The 12434-nt window shown below is 41.4% G+C and carries 12 protein-coding genes; 5 read left to right on the forward strand and 7 right to left on the reverse strand.

What is annotated here, in order from left to right; translation table 11 throughout:
- Positions 1–43: 43 nt before the first annotated feature.
- The 3 genes from EAG18_RS07540 to EAG18_RS07550 form a co-directional block, all read right to left on the reverse strand.
- Positions 44–1009, reverse strand: a complete 966-nt coding sequence (locus EAG18_RS07540; protein ID WP_125251764.1) for a hypothetical protein — start codon at positions 1007–1009, stop codon at positions 44–46.
- Between the two features lie 186 nt (positions 1010–1195).
- Positions 1196–1666 carry an energy transducer TonB gene (locus EAG18_RS07545; protein WP_125251765.1) on the reverse strand — a complete coding sequence of 157 codons (471 nt, stop codon included), beginning with the start codon at positions 1664–1666 and terminating at the stop codon, positions 1196–1198.
- 72 nt (positions 1667–1738) lie between these two features.
- Positions 1739–2269, reverse strand: a complete 531-nt coding sequence (locus EAG18_RS07550; RefSeq protein WP_125251766.1) for a GNAT family N-acetyltransferase — start codon at positions 2267–2269, stop codon at positions 1739–1741.
- 485 nt (positions 2270–2754) lie between these two features.
- On the opposite strand from EAG18_RS07550, the gene EAG18_RS07555 reads away from it, so the two are divergent.
- Positions 2755–5037: an InlB B-repeat-containing protein gene (locus EAG18_RS07555; protein ID WP_185745568.1), complete on the forward strand. Its 2283-nt coding sequence runs from the start codon at positions 2755–2757 to the stop codon at positions 5035–5037.
- A 221-nt stretch (positions 5038–5258) separates the two neighbouring features.
- On the forward strand, positions 5259–5978 hold the full coding sequence (locus tag EAG18_RS07560) for a DUF4386 family protein (RefSeq protein ID WP_125251768.1): 720 nt from the start codon (positions 5259–5261) through the stop codon (positions 5976–5978).
- 92 nt (positions 5979–6070) lie between these two features.
- Here EAG18_RS07560 and EAG18_RS07565 read toward each other — a convergent pair whose 3' ends face one another.
- Positions 6071–7117, reverse strand: coding sequence for an AraC family transcriptional regulator (locus EAG18_RS07565; RefSeq protein ID WP_125251769.1), 1047 nt, complete (start codon positions 7115–7117; stop codon positions 6071–6073).
- Positions 7118–7464: 347 nt separating this feature from the next.
- Between EAG18_RS07565 and EAG18_RS07570 the strand changes: the two genes are divergently transcribed.
- The 3 genes from EAG18_RS07570 (at position 7465) to EAG18_RS07580 (ending at position 8952) form a co-directional block, all read left to right on the forward strand.
- Positions 7465–7920: a DUF6326 family protein gene (locus tag EAG18_RS07570; RefSeq protein WP_125251770.1), complete on the forward strand. Its 456-nt coding sequence runs from the start codon at positions 7465–7467 to the stop codon at positions 7918–7920.
- 42 nt (positions 7921–7962) lie between these two features.
- Positions 7963–8478: a TRAP transporter TatT component family protein gene (locus EAG18_RS07575; protein ID WP_125251771.1), complete on the forward strand. Its 516-nt coding sequence runs from the start codon at positions 7963–7965 to the stop codon at positions 8476–8478.
- Positions 8479–8688: 210 nt separating this feature from the next.
- Entirely contained in the window at positions 8689–8952 is a 264-nt protein-coding gene (locus tag EAG18_RS07580) for a hypothetical protein (protein WP_125251772.1), read from the forward strand.
- A 100-nt stretch (positions 8953–9052) separates the two neighbouring features.
- On the opposite strand, the gene EAG18_RS07585 is transcribed toward EAG18_RS07580, so the two are convergent.
- From EAG18_RS07585 to EAG18_RS07595, 3 genes are all read right to left on the reverse strand, one after another.
- Positions 9053–9601 carry a hypothetical protein gene (locus EAG18_RS07585; protein WP_185745569.1) on the reverse strand — a complete coding sequence of 183 codons (549 nt, stop codon included), beginning with the start codon at positions 9599–9601 and terminating at the stop codon, positions 9053–9055.
- A 456-nt stretch (positions 9602–10057) separates the two neighbouring features.
- Positions 10058–10573 (reverse strand): hypothetical protein, encoded by a 516-nt coding sequence (locus EAG18_RS07590; protein WP_125251773.1) that lies wholly within the window; start codon positions 10571–10573, stop codon positions 10058–10060.
- 12 nt (positions 10574–10585) lie between these two features.
- On the reverse strand, positions 10586–12418 hold the full coding sequence (locus EAG18_RS07595) for a tyrosinase family protein (protein WP_185745570.1): 1833 nt from the start codon (positions 12416–12418) through the stop codon (positions 10586–10588).
- Positions 12419–12434: the final 16 nt, after the last annotated feature.

Here is a 12434-nt window from a genome sequence, read left to right on the forward strand (position 1 = left end):
GCAAAGGCTTTAAACCAATTTTCTTATTGAAATGCGCTAACCGTTAAACGCAGCTGACTGGACAAGTGTCGGGGCCAAGTGGGTTTTTCCTACGTACGCTATCTAATTGTACTTCAATCGCATTTGAGATTTTTACGTTTAGTGAAGCTGTATGAGGCTGATCACCATATGTTAATGAATTACCAGACACAGAGATGCGAACCGATTGACCATTACTCATATTGCGAATAGCATCTTTGGCTTTGACACCCAAGTCTTCACCAGCATAGAAAAACTCACCACTGGGGATCGCTTTATCCAAAGAGAAGATGGTACGAGCGCCGCTGAGTTTATCGTCATTTACAAACCCTGCCATTTCTTTTTTCATTTTTGACTCAAAAAATGAATCAACGAGGTTAGAAAGACCAGGAATGCTGATCCCCAAAAAGCGTGTTTCAATATCAACATCTAAATTGATAGGTCTAACACTTAAGTTGGATACTTCACCACTGTAGGGGTTGTAAGTTGCGGTTGCCCAAATCTCAGGTGTACTTATTCTTCCATACGCTTTGAATATAATGGAAGGTGTGTTTTTAAGGGTAATTTTTGACTTTGAATTAATACCAATGCCGCCGATCTTAGCGGTTACTTGACCACTCGACTCTTTCAATTCAAATACCAAAGGCCCATTGATACTCGTTGAGACATAGTCTAGGTCAAAGCTGCCATTAAGATTTGCATCCATCATCTGATACATTTGCTGTTTGATATCCGCTTCTAGCTCATTTCTACGCGCCGAAGTCTTAGCCAGCACTGATTTTACATAATTGTTTTGATCCAATGCGCAGCTTTGATAGCTACCATACGCAACTGAAGCCGAAACACGTGTAACATAATCATCACGGTTATGCTGCTCGAACAAGTTATATAGGTTACATTCGCCAATATTATTATTAATTGCGGCAGAAGCGGCTGTTGGTACAACGCCAGCGGTAAGCACAGTTGCAAACACAAGTGACTTTGAAATCATTTTACATCTCCTTTGGTCTATTTCAGATTTCGGGTACACGTTAATATTCCTAAACTTCATTGTCAAAGAATAATCAATTTAGTTAACAACTAAGAGGGAGGCGCAACAAATTGTTACCTAAATGTTTTATTTTAGGGTTTTCATCCTAGCTGCAATGCCTAGCTATATGACAAACGAGGCAAAATACTAACGCCTAAGTTGTGATGCAAACTGACATACTCGCTGTGCTTCATCTGCGTTGCTTTGCCCTTGGGTAACCCAAAACTCGAGCTTAGTATCAATAAGAATAGCTTGACGGGTAGAATTACCCGGCTCAGGCTCCCAGCGCCATTTATTTACTGCTTGGAGTGCTGCGTCGTCAAAAACCCCTTCTGGGTAACTCTGGATCACTTTATAGCCTCCAGCTTTTCCCTCAGGAGTGATAGCTATTGATAAAGTAACGCACCCAGACAGACCCTTTCTAGCTGCATCTATTGGGTATAATGGCTCACTCCTTTGGGTTTGCACCCAATATCCATCAGCTTGTTCCTTCATCGGTAAATGTCTCATATCAAGATATTGGAAACGTTCTGGCTGTTTTTCGGTTGCTGTGGTAGTCGCATTGTTACTTTGGCACCCACAAAGTAGTAGTAATGCTACAAGCGAGATTTTTTTCATATTTAATGATTCCCTTTAAATAAAAGCGATAACGAGTGTGTAGATGAATCTTACATGTTTTGTTTGCTGCGCTTAACGGATTTTTTTATTGTAGATCTGATAGATATAAGCATCATGCTTGTCACCCGCTATCTCTAAAAATGCCGGTAAACAGCTTTTACGTTTCATGCCTAACTTAACCATAAGTCTCTGAGATTGAAGATTATCGACAGCACATACGGCTTGAATAATATCAACATTAAAGCTGTTGAACCCCTGCTCAATGAGAGCGCTTGCTGCCTCTAATCCGTATCCTTTACCAATCTCACGTTCAGCCAAACGAAATCCAATTTCCCCTATTTTTTGCGTTTTATCAACATATTTAAACACCAGCTCACCGATAAGTTGCGCCCGTATTTTATGTATAATCGCAAGAATAAGGCGCTCACCAGGTTCTGCGCTCCAGGGTTTACATGCTTGTATCAACCTTTCTTTAGCCAGCTCTCGAGTAGCTGGCAAACCAATATACTTAGAGGTGTTCGGGCTTTTTCTGTGTGCGAATACAGCATCTAAATCTGCCATTTTCATTCGCCTTATCGATAACCGTGTTGTTTCAAACTGCATCTTTTCTTTCCTTATTAACCAACGTAAAACACAACCTTGCGGCCCACTCAAACGCCAGCGTTACATACTTTACATCACCACAAGGACTATTAGTTAATCGTAAAGATTATCGTTTTTTACATTTGTTCACAAATTGGAGTCAGTGATGTCTCTGTAAAACCTATACATCATGATAAATTAGGTTGTTTACTCCAATTTAAGTGCTAGTAACGCAATGTCAGATTGCTGCAAAAGTACATCAGCGGGCAAGTAAAAGATTTGTAATACAAATATGCTTAACTAAGTGATCGATTTTGAGGCAAGAGTTTTTCTATTTAGGTGTTCTAAATAAGAAATGTTTAACGCAGTTGGCATCAGCTTTACGCCTTCAAATTGAGCAAGAATTAAGACTAATTGATATAAATTAACGTCTTAACAAAGACAGTACTCCAGCAGTTTAGATTATGCTCACTAGCAAGCTAGATAATAACTCTAAAGGAATAACAATGAGTTCAAACTATGTATACTCCATCAAATTACTCTCTGTGCTATGTGGCATAACCATAACAACTACCCATGCTCAAGCGCAGTTACAGACTGATAACGTTATAGGATCGGCAGTCGACTGTAATAGCAAGATAGACTTGCTCACCGACAACCTTAAAACAACCATAGGTCACCACTCTATCCCCGCAAAGGCGCAACTAGAGCTAATCGCTACAGACTGTCAGCAAGCGCAACCTAATACAACTGCCGACCGTACACCTCCTGAATTAAAGTCCATTTATCTCAGTAGCAAAACTGTTAATGTTGAACAAGGCGATAAGACTATTAATGCAACCATTCGGCTGTACGACGAAAGCGGTATCAAGAGTACACGTGTGTATCTATCTCCTCCAACAGGGTTTAACTGGGGGACCAATAAATCTGCGGTTGCAGCAAATTGGCAACAAACGGATGAAGTAGGCGTTTATGAAAGTACGGTTAGCTTTAATTTTACCGAAACAGACCTTAACGGCACATGGTTTTTAACCTTAGCGATGCTAATAGATAACAACAACGCAGCACGTTTTTGGGTACGAGATAGCGAAATGAAAGCCGCAGGCTTCGACCCGTATGTCACCGTGGTGAATAGTAAAGTCTCAGAAACAGTTGCACCAGAAATAAAGAATATCACCATTTCAGCATCAGAAATTGATGTAGATTCTGGTGACAAAAACATTGATATAACCATTGAGGCTTATGATCAATCAGGAATGTCCAAAGGGGTTGTAAAGCTATCGCCACCAACTCAGTATAAATCAGTAGCAACTAAACAGGCAGAATCTACACAGTGGCAAGAAACGCAGGAAGAAGGGATTTATAAATCGACTTATTCATTCGTATTTTCTGGGGATGCTCTGCCTGGTGAGTGGCTTATTTCTTCTGCAACATTAACAGATAGCAGTGGCAATACCGGCGTTTTTAACCATGGACAGTTACACCAACTTGGTGTGCCTGTTGCTTTCAAAGTAAGCAACAGTAACCAGTTAGACATTTTCCCTCCGCGCACTGAATTTGTTGCGCTTTCTACAAATGAATTGTCGTCCGCAGTAGGAGAGCAAAGTATTACTTTACAAGTCACTATGTCTGATACTTCTGCTATGGAAAAAGGCTACTATGTGCTGCGCTCACCAGAAGGCAGCACGGCTCAGGATAAACTATTTACCATCGAGCAGTGGCAACAAGGCGACAAGGAGCATGAACAAATAGGCACTGCAACAATCCAGTTTAGTGGTGAAGAGCTAAAGAGCGCTCAAGGGGTGTGGACGTTCGAGTCAAGTATCCAAATCGACTCGAAGGGAAATTACAGCTTCGGTGCAACGGCTCGCGAACTAACAACTTTAGGGGCAACACCATACCTGTTTGTTGATGTTGATAATGTAAGTAACCTTGCAATATTAAACCTACCAGATCCGCATTCCATTAAACTAGGTGCTTCACAGACAATAAATTTTGAAGTATCGGAGCAGACACTGAGTTTGTTGCCTGACTATTTCACCATAGAAATAGACGCCGCTTCTGAACTGGCTGTGGATGTTAAATCAGAAGATCAAAATTATTCCGTGACCTGTAGTAATGAAGGCCAAACTAAATCATGTCTGTTTAGTGGTATTAGTGGAGTTAAATCAACTTCTGCGGCGCTGACTATCACGCCAAATAAAATAGGTACTTTCCCTGTATCTTTGAGACTGACAAGCCAAAATCATGAGTTAAAGTATAGTGATAATCAACGCACTTTAGCTGTGTTGGTTGATGAGCCAACGTTATTTGAAGTTATTTTTAAGAACTGGGATGGCACCTTACTCTCAACTCAAAGCATTGCYGAAAATGCCCCTGCAACAGCCCCAGAAGTACCACTTAGAGAGGGCTACACCTTTTCAAACTGGAGCGCTGACTTTAGTAAAATTACGCAAAATCTCACTATTACTGCAAAGTTTCAAATTAATAAATACCAAGTCAAATTTGTAGATTGGAATGATGCGTCAATAGCAACCGTTGAGGTCGAGCATGGCGCCGCAGCAACACCTCCGAGTGCACCAACACGCAGTGGCTATACTTTTATTGGCTGGGATACGACATTTGAACGCGTAACCGGTGAGATGGTGGTAAAAGCAAAGTATCAGGCGGATCAAGGCACCGAGAATGCTGTACAAAATGATGCCGGTAGCTCTGGTGGTAGTGTTGGCTTTTTCATTCCGTTATTGAGCGCCTTATTAATCTCGTTTAGACGTAAGTATCGTGCTTAACTAAAAGTGATGAAAGAAACGGCTCAATATAACGTATTGTGCTGTTTCTTTTCTAAGTATCATAGATTTTTCTTTGCATATCTTTTCAATTGATTTTCGCTACAGAGCGTAACCCAATATAACACCTCTTGTTACAAACAAAGCGATGCCCCTTGGTGTGTTCTGCGTTATATGTTGCTAAACTGCTAACAACAATCACCTATCAGTTAGGAGGAACCTCTATGTCACTACAACAATGGGGAGGTATTGCAGCACTCACCAAAGCTGCAACTTATCTATTTGGTTTTGTGCTTTTTTTTGGTGTATTAGATACCAGCAAGTATGATACTCCTAAACTTTCTTTAGATTTCCTCATACAAAACCGAGATACATTTTTTCTTGGCTATATTGTTATCGGCATTATCTTTAGTTTAGCCTTAATTGTGTTAGTGCAGGCTATTTACCAACGCTTTAAGCGGCTTTCGCCCGAACTGATGAAGTTCACCAGTATTATTGGTTATATTTGGGCTACAATCGTGCTGGCAAGCACTTTAGTGTTTTTGACCAGTATTGAAGTAATTGCAACATTATATGAGCAAGATCCAACCTTGGCACTAACGATAAAACAAACCATTTCTATCGTTGTGAATGCGCTCGGAGGAGGCATTGAATTAGTGGGAGCCTTGTGGGTGCTGGCTATCAGTTATGTTGGCATAAAACATAGTGTATTTAGCCCACTATTACATTATTGGGGGCTATTAGTCGGGTTAGCTGGGGTCTTAACTTTGTTTTCTGGTTTGTCTTTTCTCATCGAAAACCCGTTTTTTGAAGTCACCACGGCTATATTTGGTTTGGGACAGATAGTATGGTTTATTGCACTTGGTATTATTCTCATCAAACACGCACCTGCTGGGTCATCTGACTCATATCAAGGACAACCTCACAACCATTCAGCCATATAAAAAGTAGCTTACATGAGAAAAACCGTTTAATTTTGTTCCGTTCCAAAGCTTCTGGTTACTAGCGGGAGCTTTGGATACTATCTCCACCGGTATTATATGCGTCTGTGTTCAGTATTTTTTTGCCTAAAAGCCTTTGGGGTCATACCCGTTTCTTTTTTAAATGCCTTGTAAAATGACGAGCGGGCATTAAACCCTACTTCAAGCGCAATATTAAGCACTGATGACTTACTTGATAGCAAATGTGACTTTGACGCTTCTATGCGCCATTGATTAACAAAATCAAAAAAGCTAACTCCTAAGGTCTCGTTTAGTGTCTGGGAAAGGTAATTTGGAGACACCCCCGTGGCTTGCGCCAACTTTTGTAATGTCAGGTTGGGATCTAAAAATAATGCCTGATCTTGCATAGCCTCGTTTATTTTGCTCACAATGCGTTTTGACTGAGCAGCCCCAAGTGCAGATTTAGCGTATTTTTTATTGTCCAATTCGTTTACTATGGTTCCATCGGTTCCTTGCAAGGTGCCCGCAGCTTGAAACTCCAAAGGCAAAAGTAGCCGTTGCTTTTGTTGCATCGCAAAAAATGTCACACACCAGATCAATACCAATGCTGTAAACACCTCAAGTCTCAGTGTCAGTATGGCCTGACCCAATAAATTAGATAAAAACGTAATAAATAGTACAAATATCCAAATACAGATCAACGCAAAGACTAAGCGCTTAGCAGCATAAAAGTGATGGTTGTCTAGGTTGGAATAGTAGCCTTTGATATGTGCATTAAATACAAACAGCCGCTTTGTGATGATAATAAGCGTATATGCACATTCAATTAACCACATACATACAAGTAACAACATCGAGACCGCTAATAAAATAGAAAAGCGTGCACTTGGCTCTTCATTTTTAACGAAAAGTGCATGGTGTTGCTCAGGTGGAAGCACGGCTATCATCGCAGCAACGAGCATCGCGGGCCATAACAACAAAAATGCGCGCAATTGTGAGCGATGCAACGTCCAGCTGTCTACCGTTGTGATCCCTTCAATATATAACCTCATTGCGGGGCACAATACAAATAGCATGACAAACCCAAAAACTGTGTAGGCTTGATACCACGTCGGTAAAAACGTCTGCACTAAGGTGTTCATCGCCAGCACACCACAAGCTGACAAAAATAGTACTAAAGGTAAGCGAAAAGTCCGAGTTCATTGATGACTCAGCAATACCGGCACACTTAACACAATTTGACCAACAAGCATTGCGCTTAACACCATCACTATCGGATCTGTCACTTTTCACCCCTGAAATGTTATAAACAGACTTATATAGTCCTTTGTTTTTAATACTTTTAAATTTTATTTTGGCACTTTTATGTCCGTGCCTTTACGCATGGACGATCCATTCCTACATAACACTTATCCTTAAATGGCTCTGTAAGCAACCACGAAACAAAAAGTAACCTAAATGGGTACTTCATACGACTTAAGGAATTGGTATGACACATTCAGCACCAGCAGATGAATACAAACAAGACCCAAAAATACGAATTAAACTAGCAACACTATGGCTTTTAGTCATGCTCAATATGGCATACGCTGACATTCTTGCTTTTGTATCAGCGTTTATCACACCTGGTGTGATTGACTCACTCATGGCCGGCTACTCTGGCGATGTTAAGCTATCACAACCGTTACTACTGATCTCTGCAATATTAATAGAGATCCCAATCGCCATGATTTTTCTATCTCAGTTTCTTAACTATCCATGGAACCGAGTATGTAATCTGATTGCCGCCCCATTAACCTTTGTATTTATACTCGCAGGCGTTGAAACTGAGCCATTTTATGTTTTCTTGGCAACCATTCAGCTCACTTTACTTTTATACATCGCATGGACAGCCATTTGGTGGCCTAATCCACTCACCCTTTCTGTGCACAAAACACTTTCATAAACTCGCAGCCATTACATATTGTTGAATTTAAGGAATAAAACTATGTATATTCACGCTATATTACTATTTCTGTTATTCGCCCATAGCACACTTACCCATGCTAACCTTGAACTCAGTCAACAAGCGTTTGATGAAGGAAACCTGCACCTTGCTCAGTCATTGTTAATCGAGCGACCGGCCTCAAGTTATAAAAAACCATTGCTGCTTGCCCACATTGCCATGAGGCGCGATGATTATAAAGCGGCACGACAGCAAATCGAAGAGGCACTCAATCTTTACCCAACAGTGCCAGAACTTTATTTTGCCCACTCTCAAGTGGTGGCAAAAATCGCTGAACAAGCCAGTATTTTTAGTGTTGCAGGACATATCAAATCCCTCAAGCAATCTCTTATCAAAGCTGTTGAGCTTGCACCAGAGCACGCCGATTATCGTAGCGCTCTCATCAAGTTTTACATTAATGCCCCGTCGATGTTTGGCGGTGATAAACAAAAAGCTAAAAGACACATTGAAAAACTAGAAAAAACAGACGCTTTCTCTGCTCTATTAACACGGCTATAGCTGTATGCAAGGTTAGACGAGCAAGCAAAGTTTACTTATGAACTTGAACAAGGAGTACAGCAATACCCTCTAGAGCCTGCGCTTTATCATACTTTAGGTGCACTGTACTACGAATTAGACAAGCCACAACTTGCCTTATCATATTTACGTCAAGCCACCGAGATAAAAGCACAAACCAAAACACAACAAAAATACAAAGCCTTGTCGTTAGTGTTGATAGGGACTGTTAGTCTGCAACTTGAAGCGCACTATGATGAAGGCCAAAAAGCGTTAGAGCAATACCTAAATAACATGACCCCTAGTCATGATATGCCTGATAAGAGTCAGGTTAAATTTAAGTTAGCAACCATCGCCATACAGCAAAACAATGGTGAAATTGCCCGGCAATGGCTACAAGCGGTAATACGGGAAACGCCAAGCAACAAACTCAAACGCGAAGCGAAATCCGCACTCAAGAAGCTGGCTCGCTCGTAACGAGTACTTTCGCTTTGCAGCAACATAAAGTAAGAGGGCTTACCTGCACTCTCACTTTTTGTGCGTAAATTAGCCGCACTAGGATTGTGACCGCTCTGCATTACTCCCAGCGCATCACACTATCGTAGGTTTCACAATACTGCATAGCGTCTTGCGCTTCTACAATAAAAAGTTGCTGAGACTCAGAAACAGGATAACTGAGATATTCCGAACATTTTGCACTTTGGCCATTGCCAACCACGACTTTGGTTCCAGCCTTTAACGTGCATTTTACCAACTTATCCAGAGGTGACCATTGGTAGCAAATCTCAAAATCTTTGCGATAGTCCGCTGTGAGGCCAGATGGGCGTGAAAATGACCACCATTGACCAAACTGGCTTTTTGGATTGGTGCTGTTCCATGCTCTGTACACAACAATGTCGTGGGTGCTTTGATAAACGGCTCCTTGACACAATTTACCTTGCAATGGCGCTCCTAACGCCTTGGAAAGTAAAGCGTCGTCTTGGATGGGCAAAAATTTATCGCTAAATTCACTTTGCACCGCAGTACTGCCGATACAGTATGACTGTTGCTCTGCTGTTGCCACTGTATGGGTATTGGCACACCCTTGAAGCGCACCAAGTGCAATAAAAATAAAAACCTTCTTCATGTTAAGTACCTAATTTTACTGATTTAACCTGAGGTTTAGATAAGAAATGCGCTAACTCTGGTTTTTAAAATCACACTGAATTATTACTGTTCTTGCCAGAGAGTTTTGGCGAAAACATTGCTTCTGCGTCCTGTAGGCAAGGCAAAAGTTTTGTTATTTAGTTGTTCTAAATAACAAACTTTTAACGCAGTTAGCGTCAGATTGACTCCCTCAAATTGAGCATGTATTAAGACACAGTGGTATAAGGTACCTACATCATGTAGGCAAACCGAATTCACTTCCAATAGTTGGGATTAGAAGTGAATTCAATTAGCGCTAAAACTAAATCCCATAAAAGCATTAATAATCAGAACTTTAGCTTGATTTAACCAAGCAGGCTGCGTTTTTGCCTTTTTCAATTTAACTTTGCTACGCGCCAGCGTTGAAAATGAGATTAGCTTTGACTTCTAGTTCCGGTTACTTTTGCATTCCTGTCGAAATCCAACTATCAAAATCTGTAATTTTATTTCGACTCAGGCGACCCGACGGTGGCATTGCATGGGCTGCGTTTACGTGAATAATGGCTTGTTCGACACTGACTTCGACAGCCCTCTCATTACCTTTCACAATAGCCTCTAATTTATGAATACTATCCATGATATCAATAAGACGACTTTCAAAGTTCACATTGAAACCCTCAATATTATTAGATAATACATAGGTCTCAGTAGTACGCAGCGCTCGTAACTGGGCTAATACATTTCGCGCGTCTATTATTTGTGAAAGGTATTCGGTGGTATCTGCCGCTTTAGTTTTGTCCAAATCGTGACCATGAATTGCCACTTGTATTTGTGAGGCAAACCGTACCACAACATCATAATCAGACAAGTCTAAAAACTCTGTGCCATCATCATCCGAAACTTGGATGTTTCTCATGCAATTGGTTGCACTGGCAAAATTATTTTTGACTTGATCAAAAGTCACTTGAGCCATGTCCATTCCCCCTTATTTAAACTCAATTTTTAATGGTTCAAAGTGGTCAGCAGTTGCAGCTTCATGACCGCTTACTACCAGTACCAATTGCCATGGTTTGGCTTTATTTTTACCACGCAAGATGGCTCCGATTAGATGTACTAACTCTTGATCTAAAGAGACTGATGAGGCTTTACTCATATGTTCACTGTGTCCGCCATGACCATCGTGTGCACTATGATCACCTAGCGCCCAATACGCCGTACTGACCGCTAAGTGGCTCGCCCTAAAGTCATCATTTTTAATCACCTCTGGCGTTACTTTGATGCTTGCTGGAACCAAATAAATGTCAGCTTGAAAGCTGTAGTCTTCAATGTCCATTGGCTTGCGAACAATCTTTAACTGCGCCGTATTAATCGTCGTAGAATTAGCCTCAGGTAATATCAGCTTACTTGTTTTGATTTGCGACTCAGTTACGCGCGACGCGGGCGCATGTGCGCCATAGCTTAATAACTCACTGAATAATGACGCAGTCGTATCAATGGATTGACGTGTAGTGCCATCTTGAAGATAGAAGTCAAAGCCAGCATCGCGATGCTTTTTAATCAGCTGCGCGATAACTTCACCATCTATAAACTCCTTGCTCGGATCCGCATAGTTATAGCCAACTTTCTCACTATCAAAGTACAACTCTGCACGGCCCATATTGGCAAACCGTCCTTCAACAGGCTTGGTTTTTCCTTCACTAAAACCTTGTGGTACAGGTAATGAGTCACTTTGTGTGCCGCGCATGAACATACGCCCACCAGTGACACAATATTCGTTATTATTTACACATTTAGCAGCATTTGTTTGCAGCCATTGATCGTACGCAAAGTCGATAAAAGCATGAAACGAATAGAAAACCGGATCAAAACCTGCTTGGCTATTATCTTCCATAAAGCAAACTGGTCGATTTGACTGCCCTTCACATCCAGCATAAATGGCGTGCATTGGGTTATGAATTTGCGCTTCAAACGCGCCAAAATTACCCGCGCGGTTATAAGGAGAGCCACCAAACTCACGCCAATTATTAAAGTGGATTTGGTATGCTAGAAGATAGGGTGAGGTATAACCACAACTAAGTGGTTTGTCCGCTGTCGAGTCTGAGCGATTGAAGCCACAGAAATTTGGATCAGAGACCGTCGAACTGCGTCTATTGTTACTAGGGCTCAGCGCTGGCTTCATGTTTCGATGAATTGAATACAAGGGTGATTGTGTATTCTCAAATGCCTTAGGGTAGCGCTGGCCAGTCGGTGCTTTGGTAAAGTTCCAAAAAGGGACTGTTACATTTTTAGTGCTTGGGCCAAATTTGCCTTCGGGATCAGCATTTTGTAATGCCTTTTCAAAGAAGTAAAACTCCGCTCGATGCCAATGCAAAAATGTATCTTTGGCATGTTCACACTGACCAGGATGTACTTTCACAAAATCATCATCACCCAGCCCGAGTTTGCTTTTCAGCAAGGGTCTAAAGTCACAATATTGCAAAAACTCATTACTATTACCAATCCAGTCCTGTTGCGTGCTCAATGCTGCTAATGGCACTACACTTTGGTTCTTAGGTTGCCACACGGTAGGGCAATTATGCACCCAAGCTTGCCACAAAAAGCCTTGAGGATCGTAAATATTGTCACGACTCTTTTGCTTCATTCTGGCAATAGCGTGCTCATAGGCCTTTAGCTCATTATCCGTCAAGGCATCGATGTTTTTTCTGGTTAGCACTTCATCATGGCGTGGCGGCTCGCTTGGAGGTGAAGTTAACTTACAGCCCCCAATAAAAGCCGCCAGAGTCGCTAACGCCAATGAGCTTAATGTATTACTTTTCATCTTCATTTTCCTTAAC

Source organism: Pseudoalteromonas sp. J010, assembly GCF_003934235.1.
Lineage (GTDB): Bacteria > Pseudomonadota > Gammaproteobacteria > Enterobacterales > Alteromonadaceae > Pseudoalteromonas > Pseudoalteromonas peptidolytica.

What these genes read in the sequence shown, in the direction of transcription:
- EAG18_RS07570 (WP_125251770.1), top strand. Translation starts at nt 7,465, where the DNA reads ATGACACATTCAGCACCAGCAGATGAATACAAACAAGACCCAAAAATA.
- EAG18_RS07575 (WP_125251771.1), top strand. Translation starts at nt 7,963, where the DNA reads ATGTATATTCACGCTATATTACTATTTCTGTTATTCGCCCATAGCACA.
- EAG18_RS07545 (WP_125251765.1), bottom strand. Translation starts at nt 1,666, where the DNA reads ATGAAAAAAATCTCGCTTGTAGCATTACTACTACTTTGTGGGTGCCAA.
- EAG18_RS07565 (WP_125251769.1), bottom strand. Translation starts at nt 7,117, where the DNA reads ATGAACACCTTAGTGCAGACGTTTTTACCGACGTGGTATCAAGCCTAC.
- EAG18_RS07585 (WP_185745569.1), bottom strand. Translation starts at nt 9,601, where the DNA reads ATGAAGAAGGTTTTTATTTTTATTGCACTTGGTGCGCTTCAAGGGTGT.
- EAG18_RS07595 (WP_185745570.1), bottom strand. Translation starts at nt 12,418, where the DNA reads ATGAAAAGTAATACATTAAGCTCATTGGCGTTAGCGACTCTGGCGGCT.
- EAG18_RS07550 (WP_125251766.1), bottom strand. Translation starts at nt 2,269, where the DNA reads ATGCAGTTTGAAACAACACGGTTATCGATAAGGCGAATGAAAATGGCA.
- EAG18_RS07560 (WP_125251768.1), top strand. Translation starts at nt 5,259, where the DNA reads ATGTCACTACAACAATGGGGAGGTATTGCAGCACTCACCAAAGCTGCA.
- EAG18_RS07590 (WP_125251773.1), bottom strand. Translation starts at nt 10,573, where the DNA reads ATGGCTCAAGTGACTTTTGATCAAGTCAAAAATAATTTTGCCAGTGCA.
- EAG18_RS07540 (WP_125251764.1), bottom strand. Translation starts at nt 1,009, where the DNA reads ATGATTTCAAAGTCACTTGTGTTTGCAACTGTGCTTACCGCTGGCGTT.